Consider the following 17,729-nt stretch of genomic DNA (forward strand, 5'->3'; position numbering starts at 1 on the left):
ACGATATCGAAACCGCTATGTAGCTAAAGGATGCACAGCCATGCTCGAATCCCTGGAAAAAATGCTCGCCAAGGGTGTGGATAATTCATTGCTGCGCTTTGGCCTGGGCAAGGGTTATCTGGACCTGAAGGACAACGCAAAGGCGGCCGAGCATTTGCAGCGATGCGTCGAGTTCGATCCGAAGTATTCGGCGGCGTGGAAGTTGTTGGGCAAGGCGCGGCTGGGATTGGAAGATCGCGCGGCAGCACACCTGGCATGGGAGAAGGGCATCGAAGCCGCCCAGGCCCATGGCGACAAACAGGCCGAAAAAGAAATGACGGTGTTCCTGAAGAAACTTGATCGCCAAACCTGAGGTGATCACCTGTGGGAGCTGGCTTGCCTGCGATGCAGACACCTCGGTATATCAGGCACTCCGAGGTGATGCTATCGCAGGCAAGCCAGCTCCCACATTTGATCTCCATTGGGCTGGAGGTCAGCGGTGAGTCAGTACCACCGCGCCTCACCCGGCGGGCGTTTCTTGAAGCGCTTCATGCTCCACATGTACTGGCTTGGGTAAGCACCTACATAGCGCTCAACTACCTTGCTCATCGCCGCACAGGACGTCGCGGTGTCGGTGCTGTACATGTCCTCCGGCGCCGCTTCCAGGATCACCTTGTAGCCCGAGCCGTCCGGCAGGCGCAGGGCGTGCAGGAATACGCCAACGGCCTTGTGGCCCGCGAGCATGTTCGGCACGAATTTACTGGTGAGCGCCTGGGTGGCAAAAAACGGTACGAAGATCCCGGCGGACTCAGCCGGCTCCGGGTCGGCAGGAATACCCACCTGGCCGCCTTTGCGCACTTCCTTGATCACACTGAGAATGCCTTCCTTGGTGGAAGCCGCCACGCGGTTGCCCAACTGCACGCGCTGCTTGCGCAGCAACTCGTCCACGGCCTTGAGCTTGGGCGGGCGATAGAAAATGATCGGTTTGCACTGGCTGCAGTAGAAGTGGTTCAACACTTCCCAGTTGCCCAGGTGGCTGGTGATGCCCACCACGCCTTTGCCAGAAGCCAGGGCCTCGTGCAGCACTTCCAGGCCCTCGACTTCGCGGACCAGGTCGATGGAGCGCTGCGCCGGCCAGATCCACGCGCAGGCGCTTTCGGTGAGGGACTTGCCGATGTCCATCAGGCTGCGGCCCACCAGGCGCTCGCGCTCTGCCGGGTCCATGTCCGGGAAGCATTTGGAGAGGTTGATCCGCACCGTATCGCGGGAACGGTTGGGGGTTTTCCACATGATCCAGCCGATCCCTGTGCCGACGGCTTGTACAGCGCGCCAGGGCAGCAGGGCAAACAACCGAAGAGCGCCTACCAGCAAGGCGCCTTTAAACTTTTCCACAGGTCACTCCTGATCGTGTGTGGTGCGCAAAGCCGGCATTCTAACCGGCGTTGACCAAGTCCGCGTAACGGTCGCAGTCCTGGGTGTGGTCCATGACCATGCCCGAGGCCTGCATGAAGGCGTAGCAGATGGTCGGCCCGACGAAAGTGAAGCCGGCCTTTTTCAAGGCTTTGCTCATGGCTTCGGCTTCGGGCGTGATCGCCGGGACGTCGCTGCGATCCTTGAAGTGATTGACCTTGGGTTTGCCGCCGACAAACGACCACAGCAACCCCACCGGGTCTTCCAGAGCCAGCCAGGCCGCGGCGTTGCGCCGGGTAGCGTTGAGCTTCAAGCGATTGCGCACGATGCCCGGGTCCTGCATCAGCACCTCGATTTCTTCATCGCTCAATTGCGCCAGACGCTGCGCGTCAAAGCCGAACAACACCTTTCGATAATGCTCGCGTTTGCGTAAAACGGTGATCCAGGACAGGCCTGCCTGGAACCCTTCGAGCAAAAGCAACTCGAACAAACCCTGCGCATCGCGCAGCGGCGTTCCCCACTCTTGATCGTGATAAGCCATGTACAGCGGATCTTCAGAACACCAAAAGCAGCGTGGCATAAGGCTCCAGGGAGTGGTGGCGGGGCCGAATCGGGTATACTCCCGCTCTTTAAATCGCAGCCCAAGTAACAGGTGAATTTCGTGAGCCAGCCTACGCCAGCCGTGCGTACCTTCCAAGACTTGATCCTCGCCCTCCAGCAATACTGGGCCGAGCAAGGTTGTGTGGTACTTCAGCCCTACGATATGGAAGTAGGCGCCGGCACTTTCCACACCGCTACATTCCTGCGGGCCATCGGCCCGGAAACCTGGAACGCCGCTTATGTGCAGCCCAGTCGCCGCCCGACTGACGGCCGCTACGGCGAAAACCCGAACCGTCTGCAGCACTACTACCAGTTCCAGGTGGTATTGAAGCCCAACCCGGACAACTTCCAGGAGCTGTACCTGGGCTCGCTCAAGCATGTGGGCCTGGACCCACTGGTGCACGACATTCGTTTCGTCGAAGACAACTGGGAATCGCCAACCCTGGGCGCCTGGGGCCTGGGCTGGGAAGTCTGGCTCAATGGCATGGAAGTGACGCAGTTCACCTATTTCCAGCAAGCCGGCGGCATCGAGTGCTACCCGGTCACAGGCGAGATCACCTATGGCCTTGAGCGCCTGGCCATGTACCTGCAAGGCGTGGACTCGGTCTACGACCTGGTATGGGCTGACGGCCCGTTCGGCAAGGTGACCTACGGCGATGTGTTCCATCAGAACGAGGTGGAGCAGTCCACCTACAACTTCGAACACGCCAACGTCGACAAGCTGTTCGAACTGTTCGACTTCTATGAAAGCGAAGCCAAGCGCCTGATCGAACTCGACCAGCCGCTGCCGTTGCCAAGCTATGAAATGGTGTTGAAGGCGTCCCATACCTTCAACCTGCTGGACGCGCGCCGTGCCATCTCGGTAACCGCACGCCAGCAATACATCCTGCGTGTACGCACTCTGGCGCGTTCCGTCGCTCAAGCCTACCTGCTGGCTCGCGCCAAGCTGGGCTTCCCGATGGCCACCCCGGACCTGCGTGATGAAGTGTTGGCTAAGCTGGAGGCTGCACAATGAGTGCTCAAGATTTTCTGGTTGAACTGGGCACCGAAGAGCTGCCACCCAAGGCACTCAATACCCTGGCCGATGCGTTCCTGGCCGGTATCGAAAAAGGCCTGCAGACTGCCGGCCTGAAGTTTGAAGCCAAAAAAGTCTACGCCGCGCCGCGCCGTCTGGCTGTGCTGCTGACCGCGCTGGAAACCCAGCAGCCGGACCGCAACATCAACCTGGACGGCCCACCGCGTCAGGCAGCTTTCGATGCCGACGGCAACCCGACCCAGGCCGCCCTTGGCTTTGCCAAGAAGTGTGGCGTAGAGCTGAGCGAGATCGACCAAAGTGGCCCGAAACTGCGTTTCAGCCAGGTCATCACCGGCAAGCCAACCGCCAGCCTGTTGCCGACCATCGTTGAAGACTCCCTGAACGACCTGCCTATCCCCAAGCGCATGCGCTGGGGTGCGCGCAAGGAAGAGTTCGTGCGTCCGACCCAATGGCTGGTGATGCTGCTCGGTGACCAGGTCATCGATTGCACCATCCTCGCCCAGAAGGCCGGTCGTGAGTCCCGTGGTCACCGCTTCCATCATCCAGAAAGCGTGCGTATCACTTCGCCGGCCAACTACCTCAACGACCTGCGCGCTGCTTATGTGCTGGCCGACGCCAATGAGCGTCGCGAGCTGATCAGCAAGCGCACCGAAGAATTGGCCCGCCTGCAGGAAGGCACCGCCATCGTGCCGCCAAGCCTGCTGGACGAAGTGACCGCCCTGGTGGAATGGCCGGTGCCGCTGGTGTGCTCGTTCGAAGAGCGTTTCCTCGATGTGCCGCAAGAAGCCTTGATCACCACCATGCAGGACAACCAGAAATACTTCTGCCTGCTGGATGTGGACGGTAAGTTGTTGCCGCGTTTTATCACCGTCGCCAACATCGAAAGCAAAGACCCGCAGCAGATCATCGCCGGTAACGAAAAAGTCGTGCGCCCGCGCCTGACCGACGCCGAGTTCTTCTTCAAGCAAGACAAGAAGCAGAAGCTGGAAGACTTCAACCTGCGCCTGCAAAACGTGGTGTTCCAGGAAAAACTCGGCAGCGTCTACGACAAGGCCGTGCGTGTGTCCAAGCTGGCGGCCTACATTGCCCCACGTATTGGCGGTGATGCCGCATGGGCTGCGCGTGCCGGCTTGCTGTCCAAGTGCGACCTGGCCACCGAAATGGTCGGCGAGTTCCCTGAGATGCAAGGTGTTGCCGGTTACTACTACGCCCTCAACGACGGCGAGCCGGACGATGTCGCCCTGGCCCTGAACGAGCAGTACATGCCACGCGGTGCCGGTGCAGAACTGCCGACCACCCTGACGGGTGCGGCTGTGGCGATTGCCGACAAGCTCGATACGCTGGTGGGTATCTTCGGTATCGGCATGCTGCCCACCGGCAGCAAAGACCCGTATGCCCTGCGCCGTGCGGCATTGGGCGTGCTGCGTATCCTGATCGACAAGAAGCTGGACCTCGACCTGACCCAGGCCGTGGTATTCGCCGTCGGCCAGTTCGGCACCAAGGTCAAGCAAGCCGGCCTGGCCGAGCAAGTGCTGGAGTTCGTGTTCGACCGCCTGCGTGCGCGTTACGAAGACGAAGGCGTGGACGTTTCCGTCTACCTGTCGGTACGTGCCCTGCAACCGGGTTCGGCACTGGACTTCGACCAGCGTGTACAAGCCGTGCAAGCGTTCCGCAAGCTGCCGGAAGCCGATGCCCTGGCCGCCGTGAACAAGCGCGTGTCGAACCTGCTGAGCAAGGCCGATAACCTCGGCAGTGCCGACGTTGATCCAAGCCTGTTTGCCGATGCCAAGGAGTTCTCGCTGAACTCGGCCATCGCCAAGGCCGAGAACGCTGTGAAGCCGCTGATCGCCGAGCGTGACTACGCGCAAGCGCTGGCGCGCCTGGCGTCGTTGCGTGAGCCGGTGGATGCGTTCTTCGAAGCGGTGATGATCAATGCCGACGATGCCGGCGTGCGGAAAAACCGTTACGCCATGCTCGCGCGTCTGCGTGGCCTGTTCATCAATATCGCCGACATTTCCGTACTGGGCTGACCATGTTGAAACTGCTGATTCTCGATCGGGACGGGGTGATCAACTATGACTCCGACGCTTACATCAAGTCGGTGGAGGAGTGGATCCCGCTGCCTGGTTCGATCGAGGCCATCGCGCAGTTGAGCAAAGCCGGCTGGACAGTGGCCATCGCCACCAATCAGTCCGGCATCGCCCGCGGTTACTACGACATCGCCACCCTGGACGCCATGCACGCGCGGTTGCGCACGTTAGTGGCCGAACAGGGCGGTGAGGTGGGGATGGTGGTCTACTGCCCCCACGGGCCGGACGAAGGCTGCGATTGCCGCAAGCCCAAGCCTGGCATGTTGAAAATTATTGCGGAACATTACAAGGTGCCCTTGGCTGGGATATGGTTCGTCGGGGACAGCCTCGGTGACCTGGAGGCGGCCAAAGCCGTCGACTCTCAGCCAGTTTTGGTTAAAACCGGAAAAGGCGAAAAGACCCAGGCTAAAAACCTGCCGGTAGGCACCTTGATTTTTGACGATCTGGCGGCCGTTGCCGCAGAACTTATCAACAACTAGCCGCCCTCGACTTCCTGACCAAGGACTGTTCGGGAGTGCGCTTTTAACAGGCGGGCCGTGTCCCGCAACGGTAAATGCCGCCATGTCGATCTTGCAGGCCATCAGAACCTTTTTCTTTTACCTGCTGCTGGGCACCAGTTCGTTTCTCTGGTGCACCCTGAGCTTTTTTATTGCACCCTTCCTGCCCTTCAAGGCGCGCTATCGCTTTATCAATGTCTACTGGTGCCGCTGCGCTTTGTGGCTGAGCAAGGTGTTCCTGAATATTCGTTTCGAGGTCAAGGGCGCTGAAAACGTTCCTGATCAGCCGTGCGTGATTCTCTCGAACCACCAGAGCACTTGGGAGACGTTCTTCCTCTCTGCGTATTTCTCGCCGTTGAGCCAGGTGCTCAAGCGCGAGTTGCTGTATGTGCCATTCTTCGGCTGGGCCATGGCCATGTTGCGTCCGATCGCCATCGACCGGGACAACCCCAAGGCTGCGCTCAAGCATGTCGCCAAGAAGGGCGATGAGTTGCTCAAGGACGGCGTCTGGGTGCTGATCTTCCCTGAGGGCACGCGGGTCCCCTACGGCACAGTGGGCAAGTTCTCACGCGGTGGTACCGCCCTGGCGGTCAACGCCAACCTGCCTGTGCTGCCGATTGCGCATAACGCTGGCAAGTTCTGGCCCAAGACTGGCTGGGCTAAACGCCCAGGGACTATCACCGTAGTGATCGGCGAACCGATGTATGCAGAAGGCGAAGGACCACGTGCCATCGCCGCCCTGAACGACCGCGCTGCGGCGTGGAATGAGGCGCAGCAACGGGCCATGGGCTCCCTGCCTCCGGAACCGGTGGTGGTGGAGACGCCGGCCGTTTGAGCATCTGTGGATAACCTGTGTACGCTTTGTTGGCGAATTGGCTTTTTTGCTTCATAACAAGCTGATTTACTTACATATTTCTGAAGCTCATAAAATTCAGAAAAACGTGCATAAGTTTTTTCTTCATAAAAAAACCGGTCCTTGTGACCGGTTTTTTATGCACAGCAAAAAAGCCGCTTTTTCAGTCCTCCAATAGCGGCAGCAGCAGGATAAACGTCGAGCCCTTGCCTAGCTCACTTTCGCACACGATCCGCCCTCCATGCCGTTCTACTACCGCCTTGACCATAGTCAGGCCCAACCCAAGACCTTCACTGCCCTGGGCCGAATCGAAACGTCGGTATTGGTTGAACAACTCCGGTAGATCCTTCGGCGCAATCCCCGGCCCCTGATCACTTATCCCGCATTCCAACCAGCCTTGCGCACTGCCATGCCTTAACCTGACGGTGGTGCCAGATGGGGAGTATTTGATCGCATTCTCCAGCACATTGAACAATGCCCGGGTGAGCAGCGATTGGTCGGCATAGACCATGGCTTCATCCGCCTCATCCAGGTCATGGAGCAAATGGATGCCCTTCAACTGAGCAATCACCGCCACTTGATCAAAGGCGTCCATCACCAGCATGGCAAACAGGGTGGGCTGGAACTGGTAACCGTCCGCTTCAGCCTTGGCCAATTGCACAAAGGATTCGGTCAGACTCAAGGCTCGCCGTACCTGCTGTTCGATCTGAGTAAACACCGGGGACTCCCCGTTGTGCACGTCCAGCAGGGCGAGGATCGCTGAATGTGGCGCACGCAGGTCGTGGGAAAGGAAACGCAGCATCGTCTCGCGATGCTGCTGGGCTTCACGCTCCTTGCTCAGGTCCGTCAGGCTCAACAACCAGCCGAGGGCGAAATCCCCTTCGGCAGGCAGCAAAGGGGCCAGTTCCATGCGCAAACTGCGTTGGTGGATATCGCGAAACTCGACCAGCTCCAGCGCCGAGAGGGCAGGGCGTACACCATTATGCAGCGGGGGATAACCCAGATCGGCGAGCTGTTCGACGAGGTTTTCGCCGACCAGGTCATTGCCGAATACTTCACGGGCCACGCGGTTGGCCAACAGGATACTGCCCTGGGGATCGGTAATCAGGGTCGCTACCGGCAGGCACTCCAAGCCATCAGCCATAAAGCGCCGCGTATCGCGGGTACGGCTGACGGCTTGTTCAAGGGCAAAGATCCGCCCTTGCAGCACATCGCCCTTACTGGCGGGCGCGCGACGACGTTCCGGAAGCACCTTGGGCTCGTTATCCAGGCGTGCCAGTTCCCAGCCAAAGTAGGCGAGGATCACGCTCAGACGGCGCCAATTCCAGATCAGGTAACTCAGCAACAAACCGATCAGGCACGCTGCCGGGCTCCACCAGTGGCCCAGGCGCAATAAGGCCCATGAGCCCAGCAAAGCCACGGCCATGCCTGCCAAGGTCATCCACAGGGCGTAGCGCGGGCGCACAAGCAGAAGGCCCAACAGCAGGGCCACCAGGGACGTTGCCAGCAACGCCGCCAGCCAGCCGGGCAAATCGACGATGCTGCGGCCCTGCAATAAACCATTCAGTACGTCCGCCTGGATCTCAACGCCCGCTGTAGTACCTACGGTGGAAGAGAGCGGCGTCACGAAACGATCGGCCATGCCATAGGCTGAGGCGCCGATCAGAACCAGGCGACCACGCAGCGACTCGGGAGGTACCTCGCCGCGCAATACGCTGACGTAGGACACACTGGGAAAATGGTCTGGTTCCGAAGTGAGCGGCACACGGATTTCATGTTCCTGGTGCCAGTGACCTCCAGTAGGCTCTTGCGGCAGGCCCGGCATCGTCTCGGCGTGCTCGCTCATGGCGAATGCCAGCCACGCCAACTGAGGAAGTGTGCTTCCCGGAGGGCCTTCACGTAGATACACGCTGCGCACCACTCCGTCGTTATCCGCTTCGACGTTGATGTGCCCGACGCCCTTGGCGCACTTGAGGAGTGGCGACAACGGCGTTATCTGGGCCCTGGGGCTGACGCTGCTGTCCCCGGCGATGGGCAGCAATACATTGCCGGCTTTGCAGACGGCATCGGCCAGTTGTTGGTCGTCATTATTGTCGCCGGGCTCACTGAAGATCACGTCAAACAAAATGCCCGCTGGCTGTGCGGCGTTCAGGCGTTCAATCAGCTCGGCATGCACGCTGCGCGGCCAGGGCCACGGGCCTAGTGCTTCCAGGCTGGGCGTATCAATGGTCACCAGAACGATCCGTGGATCTGCCGGTAACGGCGTCAGGCGGCGCAGGCTGTCATAGAGCGGATTGTTGAGTGCCAGCCCCGCACTCAAGGATAAGTACGCGGTGAAGGGCAGGAGCACCAAACCGATCAACAGCCATTCACGAACCAGCCCATGAAACAAAAGCTGCGCCTGGGTAGGTTGGCGTTTCTCGGCTTTGCGCCATAGGTTCACAGGGCTACCGCCAAAAGGGTGCCAAGGAGTCGATGGTCATTGAGTAAAGATTTCATAAGCCCAGGATCCCTCTCCATGGGGTTGCGATGAAGTGCATACGGTGTTCTGAAACCAGTGAAGCTTATTTGGGTCTCATTGGAGGAGTTCCCGCGGCCGCGCAATGAACGATACCGCACATTCAAGCAGGCATTACGCACCAGCGAGGCGATCGGCACCGACCCTTTTCCTGACCGACTGGAGCCGGTATCTTTCTTTGAGGACGTAGTGGGTGGCGTTTACGGCGCTTTCAGCGTATCGAGAGATACGAGCACCGTAAAATCCGCCCATAATTATTCAGATTCAGAGGCCGGCATTTGTACAGCATGTGCCCCTATCCAAGCTCTCGTTTTTTGTAGGAAGGACCCCACCCATGCGTGTCGCAATACTGGATGACGAACCCGCGGAGTTGCGACGGGTGGAACAGACACTGCGACAGATTCCCGGCCCGGCTGAACAGCCTTGGTCTCTGCATTTTTTCGAACGTGGTGAAGACCTGCTGCGCCAGCTACGCCGGGAAACCTTTGACCTGCTGATTCTTGACTGGCAACTGCCGGACATCTCCGGGATCGCGTTATTGCGCTGGACTCGCGAGCACATGGAATCGCCCCCTGCCGTGATCATGCTCACCAGTCGCGATGCCGAGAGTGACATCGTAACGGCGTTGAATAGCGGGGCGGATGATTATGTCAGCAAGCCATTTCGGCCCAACGAACTCAAAGCCCGAGTCAGCGCCGTGCTGCGGCGCCACGGTTTGCAAAAGTCGGCTACCCAGGAAGTGCAGAGCTTTAACGATCTGACGTTCGACGATGCCGAACTGACCGTCACCCGAGCGGGCAAACCCATCAACCTCACAGAACGAGAATACCGTTTGGCAAGTTGTCTATTTGCCAACCTGGCCCGACCGTTGTCTCGCGAGTACCTGTATGAGCGGTTCTGGAGCCACGAAGAAATGGTGTCGTCGCGGCCGTTGGACACGCATATCTACCGCCTGCGTAACAAGCTAGGGCTGACAGCTGATCGCGGTTGGCAGCTGTTGACGATCTATGGGTACGGGTATCGGTTGGAGAGTGTGACACCCGCCGCGCAAAATTGAGTACGCCGATGTTCCACGTGGAGCATTTAAGAATTCGAGTCTACAGACCAATAAAAAAGGCCAACGCTAAGCGTTGGCCTTTTGTTTTTAGCTGATGTGCCTGATCAGAAGTCCAGGTTAGACACCGCCAAGGCATTGCTCTCAATGAAATCACGACGAGGCTCGACCGCATCACCCATCAGGGTGTTGAAGATCTGGTCTGCGCCAATGGCGTCTTCGATAGTCACGCGCAGCATGCGACGTTGAGCAGGGTCCATGGTGGTTTCCCACAGCTGATCAGGGTTCATCTCGCCCAGACCTTTATAGCGCTGGATGGTATGACGCTTGGTGCTTTCCGCCATCAACCAGTCCAAGGCTTCCTTGAACTCCTTGACCTGCTTCTTGCGTTCGCCACGCTGAATGTAAGCACCGTCGTCCAGCAGGGTGCTCAGTTGAGCACCGAGGGTGACTACGGTCTTGTAGTCGTTGCTGCCGAAGAAGTCGCGGTTGAAGGTGACGTAGTTGGACAGGCCGTGGGAGATCAGTTCGACCTCTGGCAGCCATACGTTACGTTCACGGTCTTCACGCAGGCTGGCTTTGTATACCAGGCCGGACTTCTCCACAGTACGCAGGCGTACTTCGTACTGGGCCAGCCAATCTTGCATGGCGGCGTGATCGCCCAACTGCTCCAGGCTCACGGCTGGCAGGTAGATGAAGTGCTCGGTCAGCTCCTGAGGGTACAGGCGCGACAAACGCTTGAGCGTCTTCATGACCATACGGAAGTCGTTGACCAGGCGCTCCAGCGACTCACCCGAGATGCCCGGTGCTTCGTCATTCAGGTGCAGGCTCGCATCTTCAAGGGCCGATTGCGTCATGTACTCTTCCATGGCGTCGTCGTCTTTGATGTATTGCTCTTGCTTGCCCTTTTTCACTTTGTACAACGGCGGCTGGGCGATGTAGATATAGCCACGCTCGATCAGCTCCGGCAACTGTCGGAAGAAGAAGGTCAGCAGCAGGGTACGGATGTGGGAACCGTCGACGTCAGCATCGGTCATGATGATGATGTTGTGGTAACGCAGCTTGTCGATGTTGTACTCATCGCGGCCAATACCGCAGCCCAATGCGGTGATCAAGGTGCCGACTTCCTGGGAGGAAATCATCTTGTCGAAGCGGGCCTTCTCAACGTTGAGGATCTTGCCCTTCAACGGCAGGATGGCCTGGGTGCGACGGTTACGCCCCTGCTTGGCGGAACCGCCTGCAGAGTCACCTTCCACCAGATACAGTTCGGAGAGGGCAGGGTCTTTCTCTTGGCAGTCAGCCAGTTTGCCTGGCAGGCCGGCGATATCCAGCGCACCTTTACGGCGGGTCATCTCACGGGCCTTACGCGCGGCTTCACGAGCGCGGGCAGCATCGATCATCTTGCCGACGACCAGCTTGGCTTCGTTCGGGTTTTCCAACAGGAAGTCGGAGAAGTACTTGCCCATTTCCTGTTCAACCGCGGTCTTCACTTCGGAAGACACCAGCTTGTCTTTGGTCTGGGAGCTGAACTTCGGATCCGGTACCTTGACCGAGATAATCGCCGTCAGGCCTTCACGGGCATCGTCACCGGTGGTGGCGACTTTATGTTTCTTCGCCAAGCCTTCCGCTTCGATGTAGGTGTTCAGGTTACGCGTCAGCGCGGAACGGAAACCCACCAAGTGAGTACCGCCATCGCGTTGTGGAATGTTGTTGGTGAAGCACAACAGGTTCTCGTTGAAGCTGTCGTTCCACTGCAGGGCGATTTCCACGCCGATGCCGTCTTCGCGCTGAATGTTGAAGTGGAACACCTGGTTGACCGCGGTCTTGTTGGTGTTCAGGTATTCAACGAACGCACGCAGGCCGCCCTCGTACTTGAACAGCTCTTCCTTGCCGCTGCGCTCATCCTTGAGGACGATGCCGACACCGGAGTTAAGGAAAGACAGTTCACGAATCCGCTTGGCCAGGATGTCCCAGCTGAAGTGGATGTTCTTGAAGGTTTCTTCCGATGGCTTGAAGTGGATCTGGGTACCGGTGGTTTCACTGTCGCCGACAATTTTCATCGGTTCCTGTGGTACGCCGTGGACGTAGGTCTGCTCCCAAATCTTGCCGCTACGGCGGACAGTGAGGATCAGTTCTTCGGACAGGGCGTTCACTACCGACACACCTACACCGTGCAAACCACCGGATACTTTATAGGAGTTGTCGTCGAACTTACCGCCAGCGTGGAGCACGGTCATGATGACCTCTGCCGCCGAAACGCCTTCTTCTTTGTGCACGTCTACCGGGATGCCACGACCGTTGTCACGCACGGTGATGGATTCATCCGGGTGGATGATAATGCTGATGTCGTCGCAGTGACCGGCCAGAGCTTCGTCGATGGAGTTATCGACCACCTCGAACACCATGTGGTGCAGACCGCTACCATCATCGGTGTCGCCAATATACATACCGGGACGTTTGCGTACGGCATCCAAACCTTTCAGCACTTTAATGCTGGTCGAGTCGTACGTGTTTTCTTCGCTCATGCCTTCACTCCCGATGGTCGTGGGTCTGGGTGATACGGCCTTGTTCCACGTGGAACAAAGCGACTGGCGTTTCCGTCTGCCAGCCTTCCCTCAATAATTCGTGGTCTACACAGGTGATAAACACCTGGCAGCGTAAGTCTTCCAACAAGCGGCATAGCGAGCGGCGGTGCTGCTCGTCGAGCTCAGACGGCAAATCATCCACCAAATAAATACACTGACCGCGTCGAGCCTGGCTAACCAAATGGCCCTGCGCGATACGCAACGCACAGACCACCAACTTCTGCTGGCCGCGGGACAAGATATCCGCAGCATTGTGTGCACCTAATCTAAGGCGCAAATCAGCGCGCTGGGGGCCGGCCTGGGTGTGTCCGATTTGCTGATCCCGTTGCAAGGACGTTGCGAGCACTGCACTCAGCTCACGCTCTTTGTCCCAACCCCGGTAATAACTCAGCGTCAGCCCCTCGAGATCCAATAACTCGCTCAAGGTCTGCTCAAAGACTGGTTTCAAGGCTTTGATATAGGCGCGGCGGTATTCATCTATTTCGTCGCTGGCCAGGCACAGTTCACGGTCCCAGGCTGCTTGCGAAGCGGCGTCAAGTGTACCATGCCGCAGCCATGAGTTCCGCTGCCGCAGGGCCTTCTGCAGGCGCTGCCAAGTGGCCATGAAGCGTGGTTCCACGTGGAACACGCCCCAGTCGAGAAACTGCCGACGGATTTTCGGGGCCCCCTCCAACAATCGAAAGCTGTCGGGGTTGATCAGTTGCAACGGCAGGATCTCGGCCAGTTGCGCTGCGCTGCGCGCATTTTGCCCGTCGATTCGGATCTGAAATTCGCCACCGCGATCACGCGATATCCCCAGGCTGCTATGTCCGCCCTCAGCCAGTTCCACTTGGCCAAATACGGTACAGGCCAATTGTTCGTACTGAATAACGGGTAACAAACGGGCACTGCGGAAGGAACGCGCAAGCCCCAGCAGGTGGATGGCTTCCAGCACGCTGGTTTTACCACTGCCGTTGGCGCCATGGAGGATGTTGATGCGGGGGGAAGGGGAGAAGGTCACCGGGTGCAGATTGCGCACCGCGGTGACCGAGACGCGACTAAGGGACATCTAGCTTCTGCTGAGCATGATTACAGGCGCATCGGCATGACAACGTAAGCCGAGTCGTCGTTGTCAGATTCTTGCACCAGGGCGCTGCTGTTGGAGTCCGACAGGATCAGACGAACCTGTTCGGTGGTCATGACACCCAGCACGTCCAACAGGTAGCTCACGTTAAAGCCGATTTCCAGCGATGCGCCGTTGTAGTCGACACCCACTTCTTCTTCCGCCTCTTCCTGTTCCGGGTTGTTGGCCTGGATTTTCAGTTGGCCGTTGGCCAGTTGCAGGCGAATACCACGGTACTTCTCGTTAGACAGAATCGCAGTACGGCTGAAGGCTTCACGCAGGGCCTGACGATCACCGACCACCAGCTTGTCGCCACCTTTAGGCAACACACGCTCGTAGTCCGGGAACTTGCCGTCGACCAGCTTGGAGGTGAAGGTGAACTCGCCGGTGGTGGCACGAATGTGGTGCTGACCCAATACGATGCTGACGTTGCCGTCCGGCTCGGTGAGCAAACGCGCCAGTTCAAGGATACCTTTGCGTGGAACGATCACCTGGTGACGATCCGGCTGACCGATATCGGCACGCATCGAGCACATTGCCAGACGGTGACCGTCGGTGGCCACGGCGCGGATGATGCCTTCCGATACTTCCAGCAGCATACCGTTGAGGTAGTAACGCACGTCCTGCTGAGCCATAGCGAAGCTGGTGCGCTCGATCAAACGACGCAGCTTGCTTTGCTCCAGGCTGCACGTCAGCGAGCCCGGGCCTTCTTCTACGGTTGGAAAGTCATTGGCCGGCAAGGTCGACAGGGTGAAACGGCTACGGCCTGCCTTGACCACCAACTTCTGCTCATCCACCTTGATGTCGATCAGCGCATCGTTGGGCAGGCTTTTGCAGATATCCATCAGCTTGCGCGCCGGCACGGTGATCTCGCCGGGTTCGGCGGGCTCTTCGAGTTGGACGCGACCCACCAGTTCGACTTCCAGGTCGGTACCGGTCAAGGACAACTGCTGCCCCTCGACCACCAGTAATACGTTGGAAAGCACCGGCAAGGTCTGTCGGCGCTCGACGACGCCTGCGACCAGTTGCAGGGGTTTCAACAGGGCTTCGCGTTGAATGGTGAAATGCATGGTCTAGTCCCTTGCCTTAATAAGCTGCGCTGGTGTCATCACGTAGTCAGTGTACGCAGCAGGTTCTTGTAGTCCTCGCGAATATCCGCGTCGGATTCCTTAAGTTCATTGATCTTGCGGCATGCATGCAAGACCGTGGTGTGGTCGCGTCCGCCGAACACATCACCGATTTCCGGCAGGCTGTGGTTGGTCAACTCCTTGGAGAGGGCCATGGCAACCTGGCGTGGACGTGCGACCGAGCGCGAACGGCGCTTGGACAGCAGGTCGGAAATCTTGATCTTGTAGTACTCGGCCACGGTGCGCTGGATGTTATCCACACTCACCAGCTTGTCCTGCAAGGCCAACAAGTCTTTCAAGGACTCGCGAATCAGCTCGATGGTGATATCGCGGCCCATGAAGTGCGAGTGAGCGATGACCCGCTTGAGCGCGCCTTCCAGCTCACGCACGTTGGAACGTATGCGTTGGGCGATGAAGAACGCAGCATCGTGCGGCAGATCGACTTTAGCCTGGTCGGCCTTCTTCATCAGGATGGCAACACGGGTTTCCAGCTCCGGTGGCTCGACTGCAACCGTCAGGCCCCAGCCGAAACGCGACTTCAGACGTTCTTCCAGGCCTTCGATTTCCTTCGGATAACGGTCACTGGTCAAGATGACCTGCTGGCCACCTTCGAGCAGGGCGTTGAAGGTGTGGAAGAACTCCTCTTGGGAACGTTCCTTGCGGGCGAAGAACTGAATGTCATCGATCAACAGGGCATCAACGGAGCGGTAGAAACGTTTGAACTCGTTGATTGCGTTGAGCTGCAAGGCCTTGACCATGTCGGCCACGAAGCGCTCCGAATGCAGGTAAACCACCTTGGCATTCGGGTTCTTCTTTAATAGGTGGTTACCGACGGCGTGCATCAAGTGCGTCTTACCCAAGCCCACGCCGCCATAAAGGAAGAGCGGGTTGTAACCATGCTTGGGATTATCGGCGACCTGCCAGGCGGCCGCTCGGGCCAGTTGGTTGGACTTGCCTTCGACAAAGTTCTCGAAGGTAAAGGTGCGGTTCAGGTAACTGGTGTGCTTGAGCGCGCCTTCTACCTGCACAGTACGTTGCTCGGAGCGCACAGGCGCCTGTTGGGAGCTGGCACCAGCCATCGGGTCGAAGCTGTCGCGGGACGGCTCCTCATTCTCTGGCGCATTTTTGCGCGAGGACGGCTTGGACGGCGCAGCTGTCGGTGCAGGTGCTGCGGCGACAGGCGCCACTGCGGCCTGGGCTTGCGACGCAGCGGCGGCCAATGGCGCATTCGGCGCGGCGCGGGGAGCCGAGCTGCGCTTGCTGCCTATTAATAAGGAGAGAGCAGGCGCCAGACCGTTGCCATGTTCATCGAGCAATTCGAGAACGCGGCCCAGGTACTTCTCGTTGACCCAGTCGAGGACAAAACGATTGGGCGCATAGACACGCAACTCGTCGCCTTCGGCTTCGACCTGTAGCGGACGGATCCAGGTGTTGAATTGCTGGGCAGGCAGCTCATCGCGCAAAAGCTCCACGCACTGCTGCCAAAGTTCCACTGACACGGATATCCCCTAAGTTGAAAGCCGGTGAGGCAAAAACAGCCGCCATTGTAGCGACCAGCCGTCCACTTATCCACATGTAGGTTGCTCACAGGCCACCCAAAATCAATGCTTTAACCGCTAAAAAGGCGACCAGTGGTCTGTGCATAAGCTCTGTGGATAAACCCACCTGAGCTCGTTGCACAAGTGGGGTCAAAAGTCTGTGGGTAACTGGCCTGTGGATAACTGCCCGTTCCACACACAGCTTATCCGATAGCGCAGCACAGGCAGAGCACTGCTTCTCCCCCGTGTTGTCATTCTCTGTACACCACGCGGAACAAGGTCTAAAGGCAGTTATCCACAGATGATCGCGCTCCTAGCTTTTATAAGCTTTACAGAAAAGCTTTAAATAACTTCCTTCTTTATTTTTATATCTATCGCATGCCGGATGGAAGCCAAGCGGGGAGAAGGGCGTCAGGACCCCGTCGACATCTAATTAAAGGAAAAGCTGGTTGGAAATTGACCTAGAGGCTTGCTTTCTCTAGAATCGCCGGTCTCTTAAAACGGGGGCCATTCCGGCCCGTTGTGGACGAACCAGGTAACAACGCCATGAAACGTACTTTCCAACCAAGCACCATCAAACGCGCCCGTACTCACGGCTTCCGTGCTCGCATGGCTACCAAGAACGGCCGTGCTGTCCTGTCGCGTCGCCGCGCCAAAGGTCGTGCGCGTCTGGCAGTTTGATAATCCGGTACTGGTGGTGAGTCAGGACTTCAGTCGGGAAAAGCGTCTGCTAACCCCCCGGCATTTCAAGGCAGTCTTTGACTCCCCCACCGGCAAGGTTCCGGGGAAAAATCTCCTGCTCCTTGCGCGTAACAACGATCTTGATCACCCCCGTCTCGGGTTGGTGATCGGCAAGAAGAGCGTAAAGCTCTCCGTTGAGCGCAATCGCCTCAAGCGTCTGATGCGCGAATCGTTTCGCCTCCACCAGGACACTCTGGTTGGTTGGGATATTGTTATCGTCGCGCGCAAAGGCTTGGGTGATGTAGAAAACCCCGAATTGATTCAGCATTTCGGCAAGCTCTGGAAACGTTTGGCGCGTACCCACAAGCCAGCACCAGCAGTCAGCACCGAAACTGTAGGGGTAGACAGCCTTGATGCGTAAACTGGCAATCGTTCCGATCCAGTTTTATCGCTATGCCATTAGTCCTCTGATGGCCAGTCACTGTCGTTTCTACCCCAGTTGTTCCTGCTACGCGTTAGAGGCCATAGAAAATCATGGTCTTCTGCGCGGTGGCTGGCTGACCTTTCGTCGTTTAGGTCGCTGTCATCCGTGGAATCCCGGTGGTTATGACCCGGTTCCACCTATCCCTACCTCCCGTTCTTCTTCGATGGCCGAGTAA

General features: G+C 58.2%; 16 protein-coding genes. 9 read left to right on the plus strand and 7 right to left on the minus strand.

Going from position 1 to position 17,729, the window contains the following annotated elements:
* The first annotated feature begins 40 nt into the window (after positions 1-40).
* The gene (locus GIV26_RS07315; protein ID WP_044270209.1) at positions 41-352 is read left to right on the plus strand and encodes a tetratricopeptide repeat protein; all 312 of its coding nucleotides are present in this window, start codon (positions 41-43) and stop codon (positions 350-352) included.
* Positions 353-483: 131 nt separating this feature from the next.
* Here GIV26_RS07315 and GIV26_RS07320 read toward each other — a convergent pair whose 3' ends face one another.
* A complete protein-coding gene (locus GIV26_RS07320) occupies positions 484-1,371 on the minus strand; it encodes a lysophospholipid acyltransferase (RefSeq protein WP_014716285.1) in 888 nt (295 codons plus the stop codon).
* Positions 1,372-1,411: 40 nt separating this feature from the next.
* Positions 1,412-1,969: a DNA-3-methyladenine glycosylase I gene (locus GIV26_RS07325; RefSeq protein WP_003187266.1), complete on the minus strand. Its 558-nt coding sequence runs from the start codon at positions 1,967-1,969 to the stop codon at positions 1,412-1,414.
* 81 nt (positions 1,970-2,050) lie between these two features.
* On the opposite strand from GIV26_RS07325, the gene glyQ reads away from it, so the two are divergent.
* From glyQ to GIV26_RS07345, 4 genes are all read left to right on the plus strand, one after another.
* Entirely contained in the window at positions 2,051-3,004 is a 954-nt protein-coding gene (glyQ, locus tag GIV26_RS07330) for a glycine--tRNA ligase subunit alpha (protein ID WP_003187265.1), read from the plus strand.
* Entirely contained in the window at positions 3,001-5,055 is a 2,055-nt protein-coding gene (gene glyS, locus GIV26_RS07335; RefSeq protein ID WP_236279921.1) for a glycine--tRNA ligase subunit beta, read from the plus strand. Before glyQ ends, glyS begins: the two co-directional genes overlap by 4 nt.
* Entirely contained in the window at positions 5,052-5,594 is a 543-nt protein-coding gene (gmhB, locus tag GIV26_RS07340) for a D-glycero-beta-D-manno-heptose 1,7-bisphosphate 7-phosphatase (RefSeq protein WP_329610233.1), read from the plus strand. The genes glyS and gmhB overlap by 4 nt, the downstream gene beginning before the upstream one ends.
* Before the next feature lie 82 nt (positions 5,595-5,676).
* The gene (locus GIV26_RS07345; RefSeq protein WP_003187258.1) at positions 5,677-6,447 is read left to right on the plus strand and encodes a lysophospholipid acyltransferase family protein; all 771 of its coding nucleotides are present in this window, start codon (positions 5,677-5,679) and stop codon (positions 6,445-6,447) included.
* Between the two features lie 181 nt (positions 6,448-6,628).
* Here the strand turns inward: GIV26_RS07345 and GIV26_RS07350 are convergent, their stop codons facing one another.
* Complete coding sequence (locus GIV26_RS07350) at positions 6,629-8,908, minus strand: CHASE2 domain-containing protein (RefSeq protein ID WP_186527019.1); 2,280 nt, start codon at positions 8,906-8,908, stop codon at positions 6,629-6,631.
* 409 nt (positions 8,909-9,317) lie between these two features.
* Here GIV26_RS07350 and GIV26_RS07355 point away from each other — a divergent pair, with 409 nt between their 5' ends.
* The gene (locus tag GIV26_RS07355) at positions 9,318-10,040 is read left to right on the plus strand and encodes a response regulator transcription factor (RefSeq protein ID WP_057975200.1); all 723 of its coding nucleotides are present in this window, start codon (positions 9,318-9,320) and stop codon (positions 10,038-10,040) included.
* Between the two features lie 104 nt (positions 10,041-10,144).
* On the opposite strand, the gene gyrB is transcribed toward GIV26_RS07355, so the two are convergent.
* The 4 genes from gyrB to dnaA are packed head-to-tail and all read right to left on the minus strand — an operon-like array spanning position 10,145 to position 16,350.
* On the minus strand, positions 10,145-12,562 hold the full coding sequence (gene gyrB / locus GIV26_RS07360; protein ID WP_003187253.1) for a DNA topoisomerase (ATP-hydrolyzing) subunit B: 2,418 nt from the start codon (positions 12,560-12,562) through the stop codon (positions 10,145-10,147).
* Between the two features lie 4 nt (positions 12,563-12,566).
* A complete protein-coding gene (recF, locus tag GIV26_RS07365) occupies positions 12,567-13,670 on the minus strand; it encodes a DNA replication/repair protein RecF (RefSeq protein ID WP_003187251.1) in 1,104 nt (367 codons plus the stop codon).
* Between the two features lie 20 nt (positions 13,671-13,690).
* Positions 13,691-14,794, minus strand: a complete 1,104-nt coding sequence (gene dnaN, locus GIV26_RS07370; RefSeq protein WP_003187250.1) for a DNA polymerase III subunit beta — start codon at positions 14,792-14,794, stop codon at positions 13,691-13,693.
* A gap of 38 nt (positions 14,795-14,832) precedes the next feature.
* Entirely contained in the window at positions 14,833-16,350 is a 1,518-nt protein-coding gene (dnaA, locus tag GIV26_RS07375) for a chromosomal replication initiator protein DnaA (protein WP_032894380.1), read from the minus strand.
* A 585-nt stretch (positions 16,351-16,935) separates the two neighbouring features.
* Between dnaA and rpmH the strand changes: the two genes are divergently transcribed.
* The 3 genes from rpmH to yidD are packed head-to-tail and all read left to right on the plus strand — an operon-like array spanning position 16,936 to position 17,729.
* Positions 16,936-17,070, plus strand: coding sequence for a 50S ribosomal protein L34 (gene rpmH, locus GIV26_RS07380; RefSeq protein WP_003213577.1), 135 nt, complete (start codon positions 16,936-16,938; stop codon positions 17,068-17,070).
* 13 nt (positions 17,071-17,083) lie between these two features.
* Positions 17,084-17,491, plus strand: coding sequence for a ribonuclease P protein component (gene rnpA, locus GIV26_RS07385; protein ID WP_020302575.1), 408 nt, complete (start codon positions 17,084-17,086; stop codon positions 17,489-17,491).
* Positions 17,484-17,729 (plus strand): membrane protein insertion efficiency factor YidD, encoded by a 246-nt coding sequence (gene yidD, locus GIV26_RS07390; RefSeq protein WP_019816912.1) that lies wholly within the window; start codon positions 17,484-17,486, stop codon positions 17,727-17,729. Before rnpA ends, yidD begins: the two co-directional genes overlap by 8 nt.

Origin of the sequence: Pseudomonas sp. PA-1-3F (assembly GCF_021609665.1) — a bacterium.
In the GTDB taxonomy this organism is placed as follows: domain Bacteria; phylum Pseudomonadota; class Gammaproteobacteria; order Pseudomonadales; family Pseudomonadaceae; genus Aquipseudomonas; species Aquipseudomonas paracarnis.

Bases quoted from the DNA above. Each gene is read 5' to 3' on its own strand.
- dnaN (WP_003187250.1), bottom strand. From the start codon at position 14,794: ATGCATTTCACCATTCAACGCGAAGCCCTGTTGAAACCCCTGCAACTG.
- yidD (WP_019816912.1), top strand. From the start codon at position 17,484: ATGCGTAAACTGGCAATCGTTCCGATCCAGTTTTATCGCTATGCCATT.
- GIV26_RS07355 (WP_057975200.1), top strand. From the start codon at position 9,318: ATGCGTGTCGCAATACTGGATGACGAACCCGCGGAGTTGCGACGGGTG.
- GIV26_RS07315 (WP_044270209.1), top strand. From the start codon at position 41: ATGCTCGAATCCCTGGAAAAAATGCTCGCCAAGGGTGTGGATAATTCA.
- recF (WP_003187251.1), bottom strand. From the start codon at position 13,670: ATGTCCCTTAGTCGCGTCTCGGTCACCGCGGTGCGCAATCTGCACCCG.
- glyS (WP_236279921.1), top strand. From the start codon at position 3,001: ATGAGTGCTCAAGATTTTCTGGTTGAACTGGGCACCGAAGAGCTGCCA.
- gyrB (WP_003187253.1), bottom strand. From the start codon at position 12,562: ATGAGCGAAGAAAACACGTACGACTCGACCAGCATTAAAGTGCTGAAA.
- GIV26_RS07325 (WP_003187266.1), bottom strand. From the start codon at position 1,969: ATGCCACGCTGCTTTTGGTGTTCTGAAGATCCGCTGTACATGGCTTAT.
- GIV26_RS07345 (WP_003187258.1), top strand. From the start codon at position 5,677: ATGTCGATCTTGCAGGCCATCAGAACCTTTTTCTTTTACCTGCTGCTG.
- rpmH (WP_003213577.1), top strand. From the start codon at position 16,936: ATGAAACGTACTTTCCAACCAAGCACCATCAAACGCGCCCGTACTCAC.